Source organism: Methanothermococcus thermolithotrophicus DSM 2095 (assembly GCF_000376965.1).
Classification (GTDB): domain Archaea; phylum AGJL01; class Methanococci; order Methanococcales; family Methanococcaceae; genus Methanothermococcus; species Methanothermococcus thermolithotrophicus.
This window is the reverse complement of sequence record NZ_AQXV01000043.1, coordinates 1-20,982: the sequence shown is the minus strand read 5'-3', so window position 1 is coordinate 20,982 and position 20,982 is coordinate 1. Positions and strand designations below refer to the sequence as shown.

General features: G+C 33.7%; 21 protein-coding genes and 1 pseudogene. 14 read left to right on the top strand and 8 right to left on the bottom strand.

All coding sequences use genetic code 11. The features are described 5' to 3' along the window. Positions 1-9 precede the first annotated feature (9 nt). From F555_RS0103765 to F555_RS0103745, 5 genes are all read right to left on the bottom strand, one after another. Positions 10-813 carry a CheR family methyltransferase gene (locus F555_RS0103765; protein ID WP_018153885.1) on the bottom strand — a complete coding sequence of 268 codons (804 nt, stop codon included), beginning with the start codon at positions 811-813 and terminating at the stop codon, positions 10-12. 27 nt (positions 814-840) lie between these two features. Continuing rightward, complete coding sequence (locus F555_RS0103760; protein ID WP_018153884.1) at positions 841-1,446, bottom strand: chemotaxis protein CheC; 606 nt, start codon at positions 1,444-1,446, stop codon at positions 841-843. Between the two features lie 48 nt (positions 1,447-1,494). After that, a complete protein-coding gene (locus F555_RS0103755) occupies positions 1,495-2,220 on the bottom strand; it encodes a chemotaxis protein CheC (protein WP_018153883.1) in 726 nt (241 codons plus the stop codon). A 30-nt stretch (positions 2,221-2,250) separates the two neighbouring features. Further along, a complete protein-coding gene (locus tag F555_RS0103750; RefSeq protein WP_018153882.1) occupies positions 2,251-2,622 on the bottom strand; it encodes a response regulator in 372 nt (123 codons plus the stop codon). A 68-nt stretch (positions 2,623-2,690) separates the two neighbouring features. Beyond that, a complete protein-coding gene (locus F555_RS0103745; protein ID WP_018153881.1) occupies positions 2,691-3,737 on the bottom strand; it encodes a CheF family chemotaxis protein in 1,047 nt (348 codons plus the stop codon). Positions 3,738-4,055: 318 nt separating this feature from the next. Here F555_RS0103745 and F555_RS0103740 point away from each other — a divergent pair, with 318 nt between their 5' ends. From F555_RS0103740 to F555_RS0103730, 3 genes and pseudogenes are all read left to right on the top strand, one after another. Continuing rightward, the gene (locus tag F555_RS0103740) at positions 4,056-4,559 is read left to right on the top strand and encodes a UPF0254 family protein (RefSeq protein WP_018153880.1); all 504 of its coding nucleotides are present in this window, start codon (positions 4,056-4,058) and stop codon (positions 4,557-4,559) included. A gap of 15 nt (positions 4,560-4,574) precedes the next feature. After that, positions 4,575-5,417 (top strand): annotated as a pseudogene (gene aroE, locus F555_RS09000) (shikimate dehydrogenase); the annotation flags it as partial. A 96-nt stretch (positions 5,418-5,513) separates the two neighbouring features. Continuing rightward, the gene (locus tag F555_RS0103730; protein ID WP_040682780.1) at positions 5,514-6,239 is read left to right on the top strand and encodes a coenzyme F420-0:L-glutamate ligase; all 726 of its coding nucleotides are present in this window, start codon (positions 5,514-5,516) and stop codon (positions 6,237-6,239) included. A 20-nt stretch (positions 6,240-6,259) separates the two neighbouring features. Here F555_RS0103730 and cobS read toward each other — a convergent pair whose 3' ends face one another. Genes cobS through F555_RS0103715 form a run of 3 tightly spaced genes read right to left on the bottom strand, consistent with a single transcriptional unit; the run spans position 6,260 to position 8,042 of the window. Next, entirely contained in the window at positions 6,260-7,021 is a 762-nt protein-coding gene (gene cobS, locus F555_RS0103725) for an adenosylcobinamide-GDP ribazoletransferase (RefSeq protein WP_018153878.1), read from the bottom strand. 36 nt (positions 7,022-7,057) lie between these two features. Beyond that, the gene (locus F555_RS0103720; protein WP_018153877.1) at positions 7,058-7,747 is read right to left on the bottom strand and encodes a TIGR02253 family HAD-type hydrolase; all 690 of its coding nucleotides are present in this window, start codon (positions 7,745-7,747) and stop codon (positions 7,058-7,060) included. Then, positions 7,740-8,042, bottom strand: coding sequence for an energy-converting hydrogenase B subunit P (locus F555_RS0103715; RefSeq protein ID WP_018153876.1), 303 nt, complete (start codon positions 8,040-8,042; stop codon positions 7,740-7,742). Before F555_RS0103715 ends, F555_RS0103720 begins: the two co-directional genes overlap by 8 nt. A gap of 230 nt (positions 8,043-8,272) precedes the next feature. Here F555_RS0103715 and F555_RS0103710 point away from each other — a divergent pair, with 230 nt between their 5' ends. From F555_RS0103710 to F555_RS08995, 11 genes are all read left to right on the top strand, one after another. Next, complete coding sequence (locus F555_RS0103710; RefSeq protein WP_018153875.1) at positions 8,273-8,848, top strand: FmdE family protein; 576 nt, start codon at positions 8,273-8,275, stop codon at positions 8,846-8,848. Between the two features lie 223 nt (positions 8,849-9,071). After that, complete coding sequence (gene modA, locus F555_RS0103705; protein WP_018153874.1) at positions 9,072-9,959, top strand: molybdate ABC transporter substrate-binding protein; 888 nt, start codon at positions 9,072-9,074, stop codon at positions 9,957-9,959. Positions 9,960-10,065: 106 nt separating this feature from the next. Then, positions 10,066-10,713, top strand: coding sequence for a 4Fe-4S binding protein (locus F555_RS0103700; protein WP_018153873.1), 648 nt, complete (start codon positions 10,066-10,068; stop codon positions 10,711-10,713). A gap of 154 nt (positions 10,714-10,867) precedes the next feature. Beyond that, positions 10,868-11,728, top strand: coding sequence for a permease (locus tag F555_RS0103695; protein WP_026182948.1), 861 nt, complete (start codon positions 10,868-10,870; stop codon positions 11,726-11,728). Between the two features lie 424 nt (positions 11,729-12,152). Continuing rightward, on the top strand, positions 12,153-12,692 hold the full coding sequence (locus F555_RS0103690; protein WP_018153871.1) for a pyruvate ferredoxin oxidoreductase subunit gamma: 540 nt from the start codon (positions 12,153-12,155) through the stop codon (positions 12,690-12,692). Continuing rightward, positions 12,689-12,958, top strand: coding sequence for a 4Fe-4S binding protein (locus tag F555_RS0103685; RefSeq protein WP_011973181.1), 270 nt, complete (start codon positions 12,689-12,691; stop codon positions 12,956-12,958). Before F555_RS0103690 ends, F555_RS0103685 begins: the two co-directional genes overlap by 4 nt. Position 12,959: 1 nt before the next feature. Then, on the top strand, positions 12,960-14,111 hold the full coding sequence (locus tag F555_RS0103680) for a transketolase C-terminal domain-containing protein (RefSeq protein ID WP_018153870.1): 1,152 nt from the start codon (positions 12,960-12,962) through the stop codon (positions 14,109-14,111). Further along, complete coding sequence (gene porB, locus F555_RS0103675; protein ID WP_018153869.1) at positions 14,108-15,001, top strand: pyruvate synthase subunit PorB; 894 nt, start codon at positions 14,108-14,110, stop codon at positions 14,999-15,001. The genes F555_RS0103680 and porB overlap by 4 nt, the downstream gene beginning before the upstream one ends. 63 nt (positions 15,002-15,064) lie before the next feature. Beyond that, the gene (carA, locus tag F555_RS0103670; RefSeq protein WP_018153868.1) at positions 15,065-16,132 is read left to right on the top strand and encodes a glutamine-hydrolyzing carbamoyl-phosphate synthase small subunit; all 1,068 of its coding nucleotides are present in this window, start codon (positions 15,065-15,067) and stop codon (positions 16,130-16,132) included. Positions 16,133-16,144: 12 nt separating this feature from the next. Then, positions 16,145-19,363 (top strand): carbamoyl-phosphate synthase large subunit, encoded by a 3,219-nt coding sequence (gene carB / locus F555_RS0103665; protein ID WP_018153867.1) that lies wholly within the window; start codon positions 16,145-16,147, stop codon positions 19,361-19,363. Between the two features lie 135 nt (positions 19,364-19,498). Beyond that, positions 19,499-20,982: methyl-accepting chemotaxis protein (locus F555_RS08995; RefSeq protein WP_018153866.1), on the top strand; the 1,484-nt coding region annotated here is incomplete at its 3' end.

The window sequence follows — 20,982 nt, the reverse complement described above, 5'->3', positions numbered from 1 at the left end:
TATATAATATTATTTTTGATAGATCCTTTCCCTATGGTTTACTGGTTTGAAAAGATCTCTGGCTTTTCCATGTAACATTTCAGTTTTTCCAAGAATTAGGTAGCCTCCATCAACAAGGCTCTCATAAAACTTTAAAAATAATTTTTCCTGGATATCTTTATCGAAGTATATGATTACATTTCTACAGAGTATCATGTCCATATTACTTATTGGTGGTTCTTTTATCATATCATGCTGTTTAAACTTAACATATTTTTTTACTATGGATCTAATTTGGTATTGATTGTCATCCAACTTATTAAAGTATTTAGGTATTAGAAGAGGATCTATATTTTTTAATTGCTTGTCTATATAAATACCCTTTCTGGCTTTCTCGATTACTTCCCTATCTATGTCTGTAGCAGTAATTGAGACCCTCATAAATTTTCTATTATACTTTTCAAGAAGTTCATTTATTATTATCGCGATACCATAAGGCTCTTCCCCTGAAGAACAGCCTGCACTCCAAATCCTTATTGATCTTGTAGTCCTATCTGATATCATTTTTTCAAGAATTTTCTTTATTTCCTCATAGACTGTTCTATCCCTCCAAAACTCTGTAACATTTACGGTTAAAGTACTCTCCAATTTTTTATATTCATCCGGATTATTCTTAATCAAGTATTCATAGTACTCTTTATATGTTTTACATTTGCAAGCCCTCATTCTAACAGAGATCCTTCTTTTAATGTATGCATCCTTATATTGATCTATCTGGATATTTAGTTTTGTTTTAATATCCCTTTTTATTCTTTCGAAATACTTTTCATCCATTCAATCACCGGAAAATAAAATAAAAAATTATAATTTATCAAGATTTTTGAGAGTTTCCTGATTTATTAAAATCAAAATATTGCAGTTTATTGGAAATCTGCCCACAATTTCAATCTTAGCATCAAATACAAGGGCAACTTCTAAATCATCCGCCATTTCAAGGACTAATGACTCCACTACTGAATATCCGCTATCTCTAATAAACTCTGGTGTTGTTATGTTAATTTCATCACCTAAAGCATTTGCAAAAACATTTAAAAATGCGGCTACAACTATGTTTGCAACTTCACCAATAACTGAGACTTCCATTTCAGAGTAATCCGGTAACTCTTGATTATATACTAAACTATCCCATATCATATCCAATAAGAGAAGCTTTTCAAGTTTTACAGAATCTTGTTCAGGTAGTATCATTAGAGCTCCGCCAGCTAGCACTCCATCAAAATCTATACGAATTATTTTGCAAGTCTCATCTCCAAACTGCTCTGGTAGGTATTCAATTGGTACAAACCTTGTACCCAAAAAATAAACCTCAGTATTTTCTCCAGTTAACCCACTAAATGCTTCGGCAGTATTTTCAGAAGCTTTACGACCGATATCAGTTATTTTTTTCATTGATTCTAAAATACTCATAAAACCCATCTCCATATACGAGGTTTTAAATAAAAAATTATTATTGCCCTACAATTCATTGAATAATGTAGTTATGGAATCATGATGTATCACAATTAAAACTTCAAAACCTGCCCCTATGCCATGGGAAAATAATTCTGACTCAAACGTGAAAACGAGATCGTCATCTTTCACATCATAACTTTTGAATATCTCATCAATTAGTTCTTTTCCACAACCTATAACAAAAGACGGCGGATGCATATTTAGCGAAGTTTTCATAAAATTAGCGAAGGTATCAACATAAGCAGAAATTAGCAAATTACATGTTTCATTAATCGCAGATATTTTCATTTCACTAAATTTCTCACCATCATCTGATTCGTCATCCATCCCCATTCCTGCAAGCATGGCATCAGATAATTTTAATGCAGAATCTTCTGAAAAAACTAGAACCCCCGTACCATTAATTATTCCATCAAATTTAATTTTGGTAAATACTTTGGTATCGTTACCCATTCTTTCTTTTATATCTTTTGGGGTTACGAGACCGACTTTAAAAACTTTAATCTCAATTTTATCTCCACTCATGTCTTCAACAAAACTAGCCGCTCTTTCAGCCGCAGATCTTCCAATTTCTTCAATACTGTTTAAGGTTTCTTTACTAAAGTTTTGTATAAACTTCGATTTTTCATAGGAATCGTCCATTATTTCTCCCCTGCTGGTAACATCATCAATTATGTATTTTAATAATACTTCCCACGCCCTATATGAGAACTGTGAAAAACCGCCCATGGTACAACCTCTGCTAAAAAAATATTTTTATTAAGGGAATAATTTATTGAATTGCTCAATAATTTTTGGAGCTTGGAATGGCTTAACAATATATCCATCAGCACCGGCATTTACTGCCTCAATCATTTTCTGTTCTTGATCTACGGATGTACACATTACTATTTTTATATTAGGGAACTTCTCCTTTATTTCTTTCGTTGCAGCTATCCCATCTACTTCCGGCATTACGACATCCATTGTTATTAAATCGGGTTGTAATTCCTCTGCTTTCTGTATAGCCTCTTTACCATTTGAAGCTTCCCCAACTACGACGTATTTGTTGGTGGTAGCCAAAATTCTTTTTAATATATTTCTCATAAACGCTGAATCATCAACAACTAATGTTTTAACTACATCAACCATTTTACTTCACCTCAATTTCATATACTACAATATTAACTCATAATATTTTAATTTTATCAATTTATACATTAGAAATTTGTTATAATATAATTTGTTATTGCCCTTCCTTTATCAGTAAGTTCAGTTTCTTTTCGTATCCTGATTAAGTCAAGTAATCCTTTATCAATTAATTTTTCCAGTATTGCTTCAACCTCATCTACATCAAGACCCATCATTGATGGGAGCTCAAGAGAACTTATTCCCGTGTAAAGTGCAGTTAGAATTTCCTGCTCTTCAGGTTCAAGCTGTTCAATTTCACTTTTTATTCTATCTCCACTCCAGCTCTCTAAGGCCAGTTGAGATTCCAATTCTTCATCAGTTTTTGGTAGTAGGTTACTGACCGCATTGTGATACTTAGTTAACGCGGATATATACCTTAGAACAAATAGTGTTTCTTTTTGTGGGGCATACATATATGAAGTCATGGTTTCCCCAGCTTTTATCTGTTTAATTTCAAGAACATCACGTTCTTCCCCATCTACGGCTTTTTTTTCCCTATTTACAGACTCTATATTGCTGAATAGATCATAAACTTTTGGTTTACGATCCGTCGTTACAGCTATGGCTAAAACAGGTTCATGAATTATTGAAACTCCTTTTTTTACAGGTTTTTGTGCAAAAACAAACATTCCATTTTCCCAAGTTACTGACGGATCAACAGAGCCTCCCTTTATTAAACCATACTGTACCTTAACTTCTTTTTTATTAAGTAATTCGAAAAATAGCTTTTTTAAAAATGCATTTATTAACGTTTTTCCATATATTGATGTTTCTGGAGCAAAGCCAATTATATCTATATCACGATCTGGCAATTTAATTGTAATTGAGGAATACTCCCCCAAATCCTCCAAAGAACCCTTGGCAATTTCTATAGCCCTTCTGGGTAATTTAGCATCAACATCTTCGATCTGATCGAGTGTAGCTACGATTTCGTTATTTTTAAATTTAAACTCAATTTTATCATTGTAAAGAATTATTTGGATTTTTTCCCATTTTGTGAATGGATCCCTCATAGTATATGGGTTTACCAAAATACCCTTACCTTCAAATCTTGCTACTTCTTTAGATTTTACCATGGAAACACCTTTTAAATAGGTAATAAACTTTTACAAAGCTAATAATATAATATGATAATAACACGTATATTATATTTGTTTTATAATTTAAATATTAACTTTTTAAAAAATATATTGATGGCCCGATATATATCGTATGATAACTCTACCTCAAAACTTTAAAAAAGTTTTGATACAAAGTAATACACTATCTCCAACCTTTAGAAAAGGTTGGATCCAAAAGTTAACGATAATAAAATAAGCGAGCTCGGATGGATTCCACACAAAACTTATCCTAAATACTCCCTTTTACAGTATTATTCTACTATTGGTGATTATATGATAACCTTAGCTACCGCAGAGTGCTTTACCTATGGGCAAATAGGCACTAAAATACATAAAATGGCTTGCGGATATGATGAACTTAAAAATAATCCATATTTCAAATGCATCAACGGAAACGTAAAGGTAATGGCATCTATGTTCATACCTTCTGTTTATAGTGCAGAAAAACTTCTGAATATAAAACTCCCTGAGCCTGACTATCAATTTGATTTTGCAAAAGTATATTCTGAAGAAAACGATTTAAAAGTAGCCTACCTAATGGCAAAGGGCATTAAAAACATTTTAAACTGTGATATTAGCATAGGAACTACTGCAGGAGTTGGAAGGGGGGGCATATGCATTTTAACGGATAAAAATAAGTATCTATTTACCACTGATGTTTATGGTGATTTAATAAATAAAAAGAATATAACCCAAAGGCAAAAAAGTGGTATTGAAAAAACCATTGATAATTTTGTGGAAATTTTAAAGGAAGAATTTGGAATAAAAATAATATAAAAATAAGGTGGTAGTTTGATAGATTCAAAAACCAAATTGTTGGGATTAATAGGACATCCAGTTGAACATTCTTTATCTCCCGTAATGCACAACAGAGCTCTTATGGATAAGAACTTGAACTATGTGTATCTTGCATTTGATGTAAAACCTGAAAATTTAAAATACGTAATTGATGGGGCAAAAGCTCTTGGAATGGTAGGTTTCAATGTGACAATACCCCATAAAATAGATATTATGAATTACTTGGATGATATTGATGAAGGAGCTCGGTTAATTGGGGCAGTGAATACAGTTAAGATCGAAGAAGATGGAAGGGCGATAGGATATAATACAGACGGTTTAGGGGCTAGAATGTCCCTTGAAGAAGAAATAGGTGAAGAAGTAAAGGATAAAAAAATATTAATTATCGGTTCAGGGGGAGCTGCGAGAGCGGTTGCATTTGAACTTGCGAAAAATAATAAAATCACGATTTCAAATAGGACCGTTGAAAAAGCGGAAAGATTGGCAAAAGAAATCGCCGAGAAATTAAATAAAAGTGAAAATGAAGTTGAATTTAGTGATTTAAACATTAACGTAGGAGAATTTGACATAGTAATACACACAACACCTGTTGGAATGTACCCCAATGTTGATGTTGAACCAGTAATCAATTGCAAAGATTTAAACGAAAATATGGTGGTTATGGATTTAATATACAACCCAATTGAAACAGTTCTATTAAAGGAAGCAAAAAAATTCGGTGCAAAGACGATTAACGGCCTTGGAATGTTGATATACCAAGGGGCAATCGCCTTTGAAATCTGGACTGGGGAAAAACCAAATGTAGAAGTTATGAAAGATGCAATTGAAAACACCATGAACATAAAAGCCGAACCATCTGAAAAAGATTTTGGATTATCAAATAAAACTTTGGGATGCAACACTTTTTTAAAGGGTTGCAAAGAAAGAAGAAAAATGGAAGTCATTGGATTGGAGATACCGATAATAACAGGGAATGAAAACTTAGACTTAGCTGAATTAATTTCAGAATACCCAATCGAAGACGGGGATATAATAGTAATTGCAGAAACCATAATTTCAAAGCTTGAAAAAAACCTGGTAAAAAAGGATGAAATAGTCCCATCCAAAGAAGCTATTGAAATAGCTGAAAAATTAAATAAAGATCCAGAAGTTGTTCAGATTATACTTGATGAAACCAATGAAGTTGTGAAAATGGGGCCCAACTTCATAGTTACAGAAACTAAACATGGTTTTGTGTGTGCAAACAGTGGTGTTGATGAAAGTAACTCTTTAGATTACATAAAACCATTACCAAAGAATCCTGATAAAAGTGCGGATGAACTAAGAAAAAAGATAGAAAAACTTACTGGCAAGAAGGTAGGGGTTATTATAAACGACAGTATGGGAAGACCATTTAGAAAAGGGTCTGTTGGTGTGGCCATAGGTGTTAGTGGAGTTTGTGCGTTGTGGGATAGAAAGGGAGAGAAGGATTTGTTTGGCAGAGAGTTAAAAACTACAGAAGTTGGAATTGCAGATGAACTTGCATCGGCAGCGTCAGTTGTAATGGGTCAATCAAACGAAGGAATACCTTTAGTAATAATAAGAAACGCTCCTGTTCCTTATGTGGATGGAAAAGGCAAGGATTTAATCAGAAAAAAAGAAGAAGACGTTTTCAGATAATTTAAACTTGATGGATTATGTTAATATATTAGTGGAAACGCTATAGCGGCTATTAAAACTATTGCTCTTGTTATTTCGTTAGTGGCCCCTAAAATATCTCCGGTAACACACTTAAAGCTTTTATTTGAATTCCAAGCTATGAACATACCAAAGAATACTGCCAAAGTAGAACAGAGAGCTCCTATTTTTGGCACGCCCATCAATACAGATACTGCCAAAGTAAGGACATATCCAATAAATAAATGAAACTCTTTTGTATTTTTAACGAAATGTCTTCCAGTTCCTTCTTTTGAAGGTATGCCACAGCAGGCAGATGAAAGTAAACCCAATCTTGAGCAGGTTTCCCCTATTATTATGTACTTCGCAAACAGGATAAAACTTAGATTTTCATAAAAATAAGCTATTGAAAATATAGATATTAGTTCAATTAAAAAAACAAAAATTAAGCCACCGGTCCCCATATAAACATCCTTCATGACTTCAAGTTTTTTCCTGGTGTTTCCCATTACCATCCATGCATCTCCAAAATCCCCTAGACCATCCACATGGTGGAACCCTTGCATATACAACAGTGCAAACATTACAACTACTCCAACAACGTTGGATGCCTCAAAGTTAAAGTAGTTAAACACAAAAGCTACAAGAGCTCCAAAAATTCCAACAAGGGTACCTATCAAAGGTAGTATCATGAAATATCTTGCCATATCCTCAAAATTACTTCTAAAATGCCCTACAGGGATTCTGGTCATAAATGCCACTAAACCTTTTATTTCATCTATCATGCTCCTCAACCTACTATCAATATCATTCATCAATATTTACTTCTTCTCAAGTCCTAAATTTTTTATAATGTCCACGATTTCTGAAAGCTTGTTTACTGTTGGGCATTCGGTGTCATTATCTAAATTTTTATATTTTCCTTTCAAAATTCTGATTGTAGACATTCCAACCTTTTGAGCAGGTTTTATATCCTTATCCACACGATCTCCAATATATACTACCTCTTCAGGTTTTAAACCTATTTTCTTCAATCCATACTGGAAAAATTCGATATTTGGTTTTCCAAGTCCATACTCCTCTGAAGTTATTACTTCATCAAAATAATGGTATATTCCGAGTCTTATCAATTTTTCCCACTGTTTTAATGTTATTCCATCGGTTATAATACCTAATTTTAGATTCAATGCTTTTAATTTCATCAAAGTTTCTATGGTATCAGGATATGGCCTTAGAAGAGCAAATTTAACGTTGTGGTAAGATATAATTCCCATCGTAATTATTTTAGGATCATGATAACCCATAACTGCATTTACTAGATCGTCAAAATGCTTTCCATAGTTGGAACCTTTTTCTTTAATGATTTTTTGAAGTATGTTGTAGGCTTCTTCTTCTGTGGATTCCAATCCAGCGTCTATCATCATTTTTATGGCTTCTCTTCTAGCCCGATCAGCAAAACTTGAAGAATCGTATAGAGTGTCGTCCAGATCAAATAACACTCCTTTAATCATTTTTTTCCACCGAAATTCCTCTTTTAACTTTTTCTTCTACCATCTTAAATATACCTACGAAGTCATCATCTATGCCGACAGGTACTACAATTAATCCAAGTTCTCTATGTCTTTCCACCCAGTTTTCATCGTATGCAGGTACATCTATTTTTATAGGTTCATCTGTAGGATTTCCTACGACTACATTTCTGTAAGGAAATGGTTTAGCTTCGTCATCATTATAAGGCTCTATGGTTTCCCTAATATAGCCTCCAAGGGACATTGTGAGTTTTGGAAGTAAGATCATCTTTGGCAAAATATCACCTTTTACAATACTATCGATAATATTATTGTCAACAAACTGATATGAAATATTAATTATACTACATCTTATTTCTACTAAAACCTATTCATGATATGTTGATGAAAATATTTAAATTAGACTATTTCCTAAGAAGGTTGATTCATTTATAAAAGTTTATATTGTATTATATGATACGGTACTAAAGAAATACTAAATATTTTCCATTATTTATGGGTGAAAAAATGGACGTAGAATGGGAAAGAGCTGTTGAATTCCATGGACATGAATGCCCAGGACTGGCAATAGGTTACAGGGTTGCAAAATATATTCAAAATCATTACAACAAGTCTGAAGATGAAGAGCTCGTGGCGATTGTAGAAAACAACTCCTGTAGTGTTGACGCAATACAGCATATGCTGAGCTGTACATTTGGGAAAGGAAATTTAATCTTTAAAGATAATGGAAAACACGCTTATACGTTTTATTCAAGGGATAACCGCAAAGCTTTAAGGATATACTTCAAAGACGATTTCTTTAAAGATATTGAAGATATGAGAAAAAAATACAACAAAGATCAATTGACAGAAAAAGAAAAAGAAGAATTTATAAAAATAAAGAAGGAAATTACTGAAAGGATATTAAATGCTAATGATGAGGAATTATTTGAAGTTAAAGAGGTTGATATTCCTGCACCAAGAAAGGCAAAATTATACCCATCCATAAAATGTGAAGAATGTGGAGAGTACTTTATGGAAATTAAAGGAAGAATCGTAGATGGAAAAATAGTTTGTAAAGAATGTTTTGAAAAATTAGCATAATTATTATTTATCTATTTTTTTATATGTTGTACTACATCTTTTTTAATTTTTTACTATTTGAATCATCTGTCCAATTTAAAATGAGGCATTTTTGGACTTATTATATTATCTAATAGCTAATTAGTTATTAAAATTAATGAAAAACAAACTATTTATATGTAAAAATACCATTAGATTTGGAAATTCCAAAAAAGCGGTTATTAGAAAATTTAATGGTGAAAAGATGAGAAAACATGCATTATTCATGGTAGGGCTTATTGCAATAACCCTAATGTTTTCTGGATGTGTGTCAGACACTCAAGCAACATCACCTGCAGAAGCTACCGCTACAGCTGCAAAATCTGCAGGAGCTCTAAAAACTTTAGTGGTCTACAGTTGTGGAGGTCCAACAGAGGCACTCCAAGAAGTAAATTCAGTTTTTGAAAAAAGATACAACTGTAAAGTAGAATTCACAGGAGCATCAGCTGGAACTTTAAGAAAGGCGTTAGAAAAAGGTGCTTATGCTGACGTATTTTTACCAAGAAGTATCAAACATTCAAAAATATTAACAAACGAAAGTTTAATGGAACCAGACTATAAAATCTACCAATTTACAGAATGGGTAATAATAACTCCAAAAGGAAACCCTAAGAACATAACTAAATTAGAAGATTTATTGAGAGATGATGTTATAGTTTACACAAACTCAAAAGCAAAGATTCCAGAAATAAAAGCATTAAAACCAAAAAAAGAATTAATCGAAAAAATCTATGAAAAAAGTTCAAAAGATTACGACTGCTACAGAAAGATGTTAAAAGAAGTTGCCAATGGAAATGCAGATGCAGCAATAGTTGAGAGAAGATGCACCACATTGGAAGGAATAAAAGGAAACGTTGAAGTTATAGATATTCCAAGAGAATACCTTGATATGCAAAAAGGTGTTTTCACAATAGGAGTTATGAAAAACTCAAAGAATAAGGATTTAGCATACAAATACATGGAATTTGTTTTATCAGATGAAGGACAAAGTATATTGGCAAAACACGGCTTCTATCCTGTAAAATCTGAAAAAGGTCAGGAAATCTTAAACAACTACTACTCAGAATATAAAGATATTGCACCACAACAATAATATCCCATAATATTATCAATTATTTTCTCTTTTTGCGACAGTTTTAAAACTGAAATATTAACCAAATCATGAAGCTACATTATATTTTATTTAATTTGGTGAGATAATGAATTTTAAAGAATTATTTAATAAGGTAAACGCTATTATCCCAATTTTCATAAAATACGGAATTTTTATTGGCGTAATCCCCACAGTTATTTTAGTTATATTCAGATGTCCATATATGATCCCATTTTTAGCATGTGACATGTGTCCTGTTGTTGACTGCCCTTCCAAATACTATAGGCGACCTTTTGTTGCATTTGTTATTGGATACATGTTTTTGTTTAGAAAAGATTTCTGTAGTGGAGTATGTCCATTTGGAACTTTAAACGATATAATTTACAAAATAAGAAGAAAAATTTCAAAAAGTGTTGTTAAACTACCATTGGAACTAAAATTATCGTTTAATTTTTTAAGATATACAATATTTGCCTTTGCAATAATTGCAATAATAAATGGAAATCCAAGGTATTACATTCCAATCCATACCAGTGATTTAATAACTTCAATAGAATTGACCTTAATGACTGTTGGAAATGAATATTACACAAGGTTATTATTGGTATTGGGAGGATTGTTCCTAGCCATATTAATACCAAGATTCTGGTGTAGATTTTTGTGCCCTTATGGTACTGCAATCCAATTAACAAAAAAAGGAATAAGGAAAACGAAAAACAAACTCAAATGTATAGTGGTGTGCAACTTTAAGTAAACTAATCAAAGTATTATAAATTTAATAACTGCAATAAATAAGCTTAATTTAATTTAACAAGGGTATTTTATGTTTAAATAAAAATTACCTGTATTAATTAGTTAAGTAAGTAATGCACACCACTATAATTCTAAGTGTGGTAAGTGTGGAAACCATGATTAATATGTACGCTATTTATATCTCACTGGAACACTCCCTAAACTTCTTTTTAAAGGCATTACCTTATATTATATTGGGTTTTGTTATATCCACATATTTAAAGATAAAATTGAAAGGAGATTTGAGAAAAAGGTTTGTTCATATATTGGATAACTCAAAAAAATCCATAATTTTAGCATCTTTTATTGGAGGGATCCTACCATTATGTTCTGCAAGTGGGGTGCCTGTAGCAAATGCCATGAGCTCAAAGGGGGCAAACTTAGGAACTAGTATGGCATTTATTGTTTCAGCATCTTCAATAAATCCTATTGGTATTTTACTATCTCTTTCGTTGTTAGGGTATAAACTAGCAATTGTGCAGGTTTTAGCATCAATGCTATTATCAGTATTTGTAGGTTTGATATTCTACAATGAAAAAGTAGTATTTTGTGGATTTGAATCCAAAAATAACAAAAATGGTTTTTTTGATGTGTTCATTGAGCAGTTTAAAAAATTTTTACCATCTATAACTTTGGGATTTTTAATTTCTGGATTTGTAATGACCTATGTCTCAAAAGAAACCATTCTGTTAATTCTTTCCAATAACCTATACTCGTATTTTTATGTTTCAATAATAAGAATATTCATCTTCTTATGCCCTCATGCAATGGTACCAATTATAAAGGCAGTTGCAATAGATGGTATATCAAAAGGATTGATAATTTCGTTTTTAATTTCAGCTCCTACTTTGGGACTTCCTTTACTAATGGCTATGAAAAGATGTTATGGGAAAAAACTAACATTAAAATATTTGATTGGAGTTATCGTTGGAAGCGGGATAATTGGAATACTCTTTGATAAATTTATAAATTTTTAAGTTTATGATTGATTGAGGAAGAATATCCCAAAAGACAGAAAAGGACGGAAAAAACAGGCAGAAAAACAAAGTGTTAAGATTACTTGGTACTAACCATATTTAAAGGAATAATGTATCTTGCCCCGAGCTCGCCAGGGATATTTATTCATGAGGTAGTCGGCAGTTCTGGGATGATCTGGTTTTTTATTCTCTTGCATAATTGTTCAAGGGAATGTGGTATGAGTAAATTAATGAAAAATTAGATGAAATCCTAGATTTCGATTTTTATTGATTTAATAAGTATTGTTAAAGTTTGTTAAATGATTTTTTACGGTTCCATATATAATATTATTGTACAATTGCCGAAATTCCGAAATATTTATATAATATGTGTATTAAATACACATATATAATAATTAATAATGACATATGCAGGGTGAAAAACATGGATGAAATAAGATTTCATGGCAGGGGAGGTCAAGGGGCAGTTACCGCCGCAGAAATTCTTGCCATAGCTTCTTTAAAAGAGGGAAAATTTTGTCAAGCTTTTCCATTTTTTGGCCCTGAAAAGAGGGGAGCTCCTGTAACTTCCTATGTTAGAATAAGCGACAGTGAAATTAAAACAAGAACTCAAATATACAATCCAAATTATGTGATGGTTCTAGACCCAACGGTTATAAATGACCCTACTGTGGATGTTGTCCAAGGACTGGATGATGGAACCATAATTGTGAATACAAAGGAGCCTATCGAGTTTGAGGGCCAAAATACCTATACAATAGATGCCACTAAACTTGCCATTGAAACTCTGGGGGTTCCAATTACAAATACCGTCATGATTGGAGCATTTTTGGCAATATATGACAATATCTCATTGGATTCAGTTATTTCAATCATATCAGAAAGATTTCCAAAAAAACTTGCTGATAAAAATATATTGGCCGTTAAAAGGGCATATGATGAGATGAAAAAGGTGGTCGTATGACATTAGATTATAATAATATAATCATAGGTGGTGTGCTTCCACCTGGAACAAGCGTAGAAAACAAAACTGGAGGTTGGAGGACCTATAAACCAATTATTGACTATGAAAACTGTAATTCATGTCTTTTCTGCTGGCTCTACTGCCCCGATGGAGTGGTAATTGTTGAGGATGATAAAATAACAATTGACTACGATTTTTGCAAGGGATGTGGAATTTGCGAAGTTGAATGTCCAAAAAATGCTATAAAAATGATAGAGGAGGACTAAAATGCAAGGAATGACCGGACATATGGCAGTTGCCACTGCGGTGAAAAATTCAAGTGTCGATGTGGTGGCAGCATATCCAATTACCCCCCAAAGTGAAATTGTTGAGATAATAGCAAAATTTATTGCCGACGGTGAGATGGATTGCGAGTATATTCCAGTAGAATCCGAACACAGTGCATTGAGTGCAGTAATTGGGGCTAGTGCCTGCGGGGTTAGAACATTTACCGCATCTTGCGGACCTGGTGTAGCATTATTTCACGAGCTCATCCCATGTGCTTCGGGACTTAGGTTACCCATTGTTACAGCAATTACTAACAGGTCATATTCTGCTCCAATATCGATATGGTCAGACCATATAGATGCCCTTGCTCAAAGGGACAGTGGGGCAATTCAGATGTTTTGTGAGAGTAATCAAGAGGCTCATGATTCAGTGATAATGGCATACAAAATATGTGAAAATAAAAATGTATTATTGCCTGCAATGGTATCTCTCGATGGATTTATATTATCACATACTGTCGAACCAGTAAATCCACTGGATAATGAAACAATTGAAAGTTTTCTTCCAGAATTGGATTTAGAATATAAATTAGACCCTGAAAGCCCTTACACATTGGGACCAGTTGGAGGTCCAAATATCTACATGGAGCTGAAATATCAACAGGAACAAGCCATGGAGAATGCTAGAATTGTTATGGAAAAAACTTTTAAAGAATTTGAAGAGCTCACTGGAAGGAAGTATGAATTCATTGAAGAATATCGGACCGAAGACGCAGAAATTGTTATTTTAACTATGGGGGCAATAACCACCACTGCACGATTTATTGTAGATGAACTAAGGAAAGAGGGAAAAAAAGTAGGATTGATTAAATTAAAGGTATTTAGGCCATTCCCAAAAGAAGAACTGAAAAAAATACTTTCAAGGTTTGAAAAAATAGGAGTAATTGATAAAAATATAAGCTTTGGGTCCGGTGGAATTGTGGCCCATGAAGTTAAATCATGCCTTTATGATTTGGATAGTAAACCTATTGTAAAAAACTTTATTGTTGGATTGGGCGGTAGGGATGTAACTTATGACGATTTTAGAACCATATTTAGATTATTAGAGGATAACAATCCAAAAGAAATTACATGGATAGGTGTTAATCTATGAAAATCACAGATATTCCAAAAGAAGAATATTTAGCACCAGGAGCAAGAGCCTGTGCTGGATGTCCAGAACTTCTTGCCTTAAGATTGGCTTTAAAAATATGTGGAGAGGACACAATTGTCATTGCACCAACTGGATGTATGGAAGTCATTACTACAATATATCCTGAAACTGCCTGGAGGGTGCCATTTATACATGTTGCATTTGAAAATGCTGCAGCAGTTGCAAGCGGCATAGAAAAAGCCATGAAAAGACTGGGTAAAAAGACAAATATCGTAGTATTTGCTGGAGATGGTGGAACCGCAGATATTGGTTTTCAGGCATTATCGGGAGCAGTAGAACGCGAACACAATATACTATACATCTGTACCGATAACGAAGCATACGCAAACACTGGAAAACAGAGGAGCGGGACTACCCCTTATGGGGCATCAACAACTACCAGCCCTGCTGGAAAATACAGTATTGGAAAGCCCGAAGAAAAAAAGAACATGCCATTTATTGTGGCTGCCCACGGAGCTCCCTATGTTGCCACTGCGTCAGTAGGTTATCCCATTGATTTCCTAAAAAAGGTTGAAAAGGCATTATCCTTTGATGGATTCAAATATATTCATGTGCATGCCCCATGCCCCACTGGGTGGGGATTTCACAGTAAAGATGGAATAAAAATCGCAAAATTGGCTGTTCAATCTGGATTGTGGGCGCTTTACGAAATTGAAAATAAAGAATTTAAGATGAACTATAAAAATAAAAAAATACCGGTAAAAGATTATTTAAGCATCCAGAAGAGATTTAGACACCTTTCAGAGATTGAAATTGAGCACATACAAGAAAGTGTGGATGAAAGCTGGGAGGCATTTTTAGAGCACAATAATAAAAAAATCCTAATTTAACAATCTGATACATTAAACAATAGAATATGCATGCTCATAAGCATGCATAATAGAAGGGATAGTATGACAAAAGCCGTATTAATTTTGGAAGATGGGACTGTTATGCAGGGTCATGGATTTGGTGCAGAGGGTATTGCGATTGGGGAAATTATATTCTGTACAGGTATGACGGGATACGTAGAAGCATTGACTGACCCATCTTATAAAGGTCAAATATTAACCATGACATATCCGTTAATTGGAAACTATGGTGTAAATGAAGAATGGTTCGAATCCGATGGAATAAAAGTGGAAGGTTTTGTTGTAAAAGAAAATTGTTCAGTTCCTAGCCACCATAAATCTAAAAAAAGCATTGATGAATTTTTAAAAGAATATAATATATGTGGAATATCCGATATTGACACAAGAAAATTAACAAAAAAAATAAGGACCTATGGGACTATGAAGGCCGCCATAGGAGTTGGGGATATTGATAATGAGGAATTATTGAAAAAGGTTAAATCTCATAAAAATATTTCAGAATTAAATTTAGTTCCTGAGGTATGTACGGATAAACCAATAATATTGGGAAATGGTAAAAAAACCGTGGTTTTAATTGACTGTGGAGTTAAAAAATCCATAGTAAATCAGCTAATTAAAAAGAACGTAAATTTGGTTATTGTTCCATATGATTCAAATTATAAAGATATATTGGAATATAATCCAAATGGGGTGTTTATCTCAAATGGGCCGGGAGATCCTTCAATTCTAAAAGAAACAATAAATACTGTGAAAAACCTTATAGGCAAAGTTCCAATCTATGGAATATGTCTAGGACATCAAATAATATCGCTGGCACTTGGTGCTAAAACGAGAAAATTAAAATTTGGCCATCATGGATTAAACCAGCCCATTAAGGATTTGGAAAATGGAAGGGTATATATCACTTCCCAAAATCACAACTTTGCAGTTTCTGATTTACCCGATTGTATGAATATTACTCAGATTAATTTAAACGATAACAGCATTGAGGGAATAAAACATAAGGAATTACCGATCGTTGGTGTTCAATATCATCCAGAGGCTCATCCTGGTCCCCATGACACATATGGGTTCTTTGACGATTTTGAGAAGATTATTAAACAATATTGATTTGGTGGTTTTATGCCAAAAAGAGAAGATATTAAAAAAATACTGATTATAGGTGCAGGTCCAATAATTGTTGGGCAGGCGTGTGAATTTGATTATTCTGGTTCCCAGGCATGTAAAGCCTTAAAAGAACTGGGGTATGAAATAGTCCTTGTAAATTCAAATCCTGCAACAATAATGACTGACCCTGAGATGGCAGACAAAATATATATAGAACCGTTGGTGCCTGAGGTCGTTGAAAAAATTATTGAGAAGGAAAAGCCTGATGCAATACTGCCCACCCTTGGAGGACAGACTGCACTAAACTTGGCAGTTGAACTGGCGGATAAAGGAATTCTTGATAAACATGATGTTGAACTGATTGGGGCAAAGTTAGATGCCATTAGAAAAGCGGAAGATAGGGAGCTCTTTAAAGAAGCCTGTAAAAAAGTTGGAGTGGATGTGTTAAAAAGTGAAGTTGCATATACTGTGGAAGAATCCCTGAGTATTGCAGAAAAATTAGGCTACCCTGTAGTAGTTAGACCTGCATTTACCCTTGGGGGAACCGGAGGAGGTGTAGCATTTAACCCAGAAGAGTTAAAATCAATAGCTTCAAAGGGATTAGAATATAGCCTTAAAAATCAAATCTTGATAGAAGAGAGCATAATTGGTTGGAAGGAATATGAATATGAAGTAATTAGGGATTTAAACGACAATGTAATTATAGTATGCACCATTGAAAATATTGACCCTATGGGGATACATACAGGAGACAGTATTACAGTAGCTCCAACCCAAACACTCAGTGATGAAGAATATCAATTATTAAGAGACTATTCCATAAAAATCATTAGAGAAATTGGGGTTGAGACCGGCGGAAGTAATATTCAATTTGCAGTTAATCCAGAAAATGGGAGAATTGTGGCCATTGAAATGAACCCAAGGGTAAGCAGGAGCTCCGCACTTGCAAGTAAGGCAACAGGTTATCCAATTGCGAAGGTTGCCGCAAAATTGGCTGTTGGTTTAACCCTTGATGAGATTAAAAACGAAATAACTGGGACTTCCGCAGCATTTGAACCTACAATAGATTATGTTGTTGTAAAGATTCCAAGATGGGATTTTGATAAACTTCCTGGCGTGGATGACACCTTAACAACCCAGATGAAAAGTGTTGGGGAGGTTATGGCGATTGGTAGGACTTTTGAAGAGGCATTTTTAAAGGCATTGAGAAGTTTGGACCTTTACAATACTAAATATCAATTTGATGAGAAGAGATTAAATTATACAAATCCAAAAGGCGGGATAGGTAGAATATATGATTTATTTGAAATTTTAAAAATAAAGGATGTTGATGAAGTTTATAAAATAACTAAAATAGACCCTTGGTTTCTGAATAAGATGAAAAATATAATAGAACTGGAGAGCTCTATAAAAAGTGATAAAAGTGGTGCAAAAAATCTTGACTATGAAACCCTTTTAAAGTTAAAAAAATATGGACTGTCCGATAAAATAATAGCCGACATCTCGGGAAAATCAGAAAAAGAAATAAGAAATCTAAGAAAAGAATATAACATATTCCCCAAATATAAAATGGTCGATACCTGCGGTGCAGAATTTGAGGCAAAAACCCCTTACTACTATTCAACCTATAATGACGAGGAAGATGAACTAGAAATAGGTGGAAATAATAATAACAATAACAATATTGGCAAGAGTTCTAACAATAACAAAAGTAATAAAATCATAGTATTGGGCTCGGGACCAAACAGAATAGGTCAAGGTATAGAATTTGATTATTGCTGTGTCCATACGATAAAATCATTAAAGGAAGAAGGTTTTGAAACCATAATGGTAAATTGCAACCCTGAAACAGTTAGCACCGATTTTGATTTAGCAGATAGACTTTACTTCGAGCCGTTATATCCCGAGGATGTTTTAAATATAATCGAAAAAGAAAACCCCTACGGCGTTGTAGTTCAAGTTGGGGGACAAACTCCCCTTAATCTATCGAAATACATTCCTGACGATATAATTATTGGGACTCCAAAAGAATCCATTGATTTAGTTGAGGATAGGGAGAAATTCTCAAATATATTGAATGAATTAAAAATACCACAACCGCCAAATGGAATAGTATTTGATGAGGAAACAGCCTTAGAAGTGGCAGAAAAAATCGGATATCCTGTATTGGTTAGACCTTCCTATGTGCTCGGTGGAAGAGCCATGCATATAGTGTATAATAGGGAGGAATTAAAAAATTACATGAACGAGGCAGTAATGATTTCACCGGAGCTCCCAATCCTAATTGATAAGTTTTTGGAAGATGCTATTGAAGTGGATGTAGATGCAGTTTGCGATGGTGAAGATGTATTTATTGGAGGGATAATGGAACATATAGAAGAGGCAGGCATACATAGTGGAGATAGTGCCTGTGTAATACCGCCCCAAACACTTTCAAAAGACATTATAGACACCATAAAGGACTACACAAAAAGATTGGCGTTGAGGTTAAAAATCAAAGGTTTGATAAATATCCAGTATGCCATAAAAGATGATACAGTATATGTTTTGGAGGCAAATCCAAGGGCAAGTAGGACAATACCTTATTTAAGTAAAGCTATTGGCATATCCCTTGCAAAGATTGCAGCAAAAATCATGGTAGGCAAAAAATTAAAAGATTTAAACCTTGTGGAAAAAATACCTGATAAAGTATGCGTCAAGGAGGCTGTATTTTCATACGGCAAATGGCCAAATGCAGAGATCTCCCTATGTCCTGAAATGAAATCCACAGGAGAAGTTATGGGCATAGATAAGGATTTTGGACTGGCATATTATAAGGCACAACTGGCTGCTGGTATGGAGCTCCCATTAGCAGGAACTGTATTTATAAGTGTAAATGATGATGATAAAAACAAATTAATACCAATAGCAAAAAATTTTGAAGATTTAGGATTTAAGATAGTGGCAACAGAAGGAACCTATAATGTATTAACCAATAACGGAATAGCAGTAGAAAAAGTATTCAAAATAAGCGAAGGGAGACCAAATATAATTGATTTAATAAAATCTAGAAAGATAGATTTGATTATAAATACTCCAAAGGGAAGTGCATCAAAAGAGGACGAATATCTGATAAAAAGAACAGCAATAGATTATAAAATACCATACATTACCACAACTGATGGAGCAAAGGCAGCATTTAATGCCATTAAAAATATGAAAGACGGAGATATTGAAGTATATAGTATAAATTAAATAAATATTGCTTATTATATCGCGAAATATCAAAATATGGTAATATTGCCCGTGGAGTTTGTATTGTCGTCGTAACCATGCAGTTAGTTACTTAAATTTTTGCAATTCCTTATATTGACAGTAATGAGGGGAAGTATGAAACTTAACGACATGACTGTTAAAACCAAGATTGTATCCATTATATCAATTTTGGTTCTTATTATTGTAGTATTATCATTCACGGTGGCAATTAGCATGAACGATGACGGACATGCTATAAATCTTGCAGGGTATCAACGAACGTTAGCTCTAAAATTGGCACATGATGCAGTTATGATAGAAGATGGGTATGATGGGTACATTAAAGATTTAAAAGAAACCTCTGAACGATTTGATAAAACATTAAATGGTCTAATATATGGTGATAAAGAATTAGGACTCCCCCCTGCTCCCGATGAAGTTAAACCCCAGCTTCTTAAGGTAAAACAACTATGGGATCCTTACTATAAAAAAATAAAAATAATATACTCCAAAAGTCCAGACGATCCAGAATTTAAAGAGGCATTAAATTATGTAAAAAGCCATAACAGCGAATTATTAAATGAAATGAACAAAGCCGTTAGCATATATACTATATCAGCTGATGAAAAAAAGAAATTTGCAAATTATATGTCGGTGATATCCGCAATATTGGCATTATTGGTTGGGATTGTTTCAATGATTTTTATAAAAAGAACTGTTTTAGACCAACTTAAAGACCTTGAAAGAATGTCTGGTGAATTAGCCAGTAGGAACTACAACATACAGTCGAAAGTGAAATTCAACGATGATGAAATTGGTAAAATATATCATAACATGAAAAGGGTATACCATAACATGAAAGAAGATATAGAAAAGCAGAAAGAAGACAGAAAAAACATGGCTAAATTATTCAAAGACGTCACAGAAGTTATGACGAAAGTATCTGAAGGGGACCTAACAGCAAGAATGGATGAAAATGGAAAACGAAATAAGCTTCAAAAAATCATTAACAAAGCTATTGAGAACATAGCAAACATGACGAGAGAACTGAAAAATCAGGTAATTAATCTGAGCAAAGAGGTATCTACGCTAAAAGAAGAGATAGAGCGGACAAAGGAAACCTCAGATCAGGTTGCAGATGCAGCTTCACAGGTTGCCACAGCTGCAACAGACCAATCTGCAAAACTACAGGATGTATCCCAGGATTTAGGGAATGCTGGGGAAGTTACCGAGGGAGTATTCAACGCAGCAGTAGATGCAGTAGAGGCGGCAAATGAAATAGAGAAAAACTCAGGAACTGGTGTACAGAAAGTTGAAAATGCAATAGACACAATGCAGAGAATCACAAACGTAATAGATGACTTAGGAAGGGCAATTCAAGAGCTCGGAGACGAGAGCAAGAAAATCAACGAAGTTACTGTATTGATTAAAGATATTGCTGAACAAACTGGATTACTGGCTTTAAACGCTTCTATTGAAGCTGCAAGAGCTGGAGAAGCTGGAAAAGGATTTGCAGTTGTTGCAAGTGAAATTAAATCACTGGCAGAAGAGATTGGTAAATCTGTGGATGATATTAACAAAACCATTGTAGGAATACATAAAAGGATCGATAGAACAAT

Bases quoted from the DNA above. Each gene is read 5' to 3' on its own strand.
- F555_RS0103680 (WP_018153870.1), top strand. From the start codon at position 12,960: ATGCAAGGAATGACCGGACATATGGCAGTTGCCACTGCGGTGAAAAAT.
- carA (WP_018153868.1), top strand. From the start codon at position 15,065: ATGACAAAAGCCGTATTAATTTTGGAAGATGGGACTGTTATGCAGGGT.
- F555_RS0103695 (WP_026182948.1), top strand. From the start codon at position 10,868: ATGATTAATATGTACGCTATTTATATCTCACTGGAACACTCCCTAAAC.
- F555_RS0103710 (WP_018153875.1), top strand. From the start codon at position 8,273: ATGGACGTAGAATGGGAAAGAGCTGTTGAATTCCATGGACATGAATGC.
- F555_RS0103690 (WP_018153871.1), top strand. From the start codon at position 12,153: ATGGATGAAATAAGATTTCATGGCAGGGGAGGTCAAGGGGCAGTTACC.
- F555_RS0103720 (WP_018153877.1), bottom strand. From the start codon at position 7,747: ATGATTAAAGGAGTGTTATTTGATCTGGACGACACTCTATACGATTCT.
- F555_RS0103750 (WP_018153882.1), bottom strand. From the start codon at position 2,622: ATGGTTGATGTAGTTAAAACATTAGTTGTTGATGATTCAGCGTTTATG.
- F555_RS0103730 (WP_040682780.1), top strand. From the start codon at position 5,514: ATGGAAGTCATTGGATTGGAGATACCGATAATAACAGGGAATGAAAAC.
- F555_RS0103745 (WP_018153881.1), bottom strand. From the start codon at position 3,737: ATGGTAAAATCTAAAGAAGTAGCAAGATTTGAAGGTAAGGGTATTTTG.
- modA (WP_018153874.1), top strand. From the start codon at position 9,072: ATGAGAAAACATGCATTATTCATGGTAGGGCTTATTGCAATAACCCTA.
- cobS (WP_018153878.1), bottom strand. From the start codon at position 7,021: ATGATAGATGAAATAAAAGGTTTAGTGGCATTTATGACCAGAATCCCT.
- F555_RS0103740 (WP_018153880.1), top strand. From the start codon at position 4,056: ATGATAACCTTAGCTACCGCAGAGTGCTTTACCTATGGGCAAATAGGC.
- F555_RS0103685 (WP_011973181.1), top strand. From the start codon at position 12,689: ATGACATTAGATTATAATAATATAATCATAGGTGGTGTGCTTCCACCT.
- F555_RS0103755 (WP_018153883.1), bottom strand. From the start codon at position 2,220: ATGGGCGGTTTTTCACAGTTCTCATATAGGGCGTGGGAAGTATTATTA.
- carB (WP_018153867.1), top strand. From the start codon at position 16,145: ATGCCAAAAAGAGAAGATATTAAAAAAATACTGATTATAGGTGCAGGT.
- F555_RS0103765 (WP_018153885.1), bottom strand. From the start codon at position 813: ATGGATGAAAAGTATTTCGAAAGAATAAAAAGGGATATTAAAACAAAA.
- porB (WP_018153869.1), top strand. From the start codon at position 14,108: ATGAAAATCACAGATATTCCAAAAGAAGAATATTTAGCACCAGGAGCA.
- F555_RS0103760 (WP_018153884.1), bottom strand. From the start codon at position 1,446: ATGAGTATTTTAGAATCAATGAAAAAAATAACTGATATCGGTCGTAAA.
- F555_RS0103700 (WP_018153873.1), top strand. From the start codon at position 10,066: ATGAATTTTAAAGAATTATTTAATAAGGTAAACGCTATTATCCCAATT.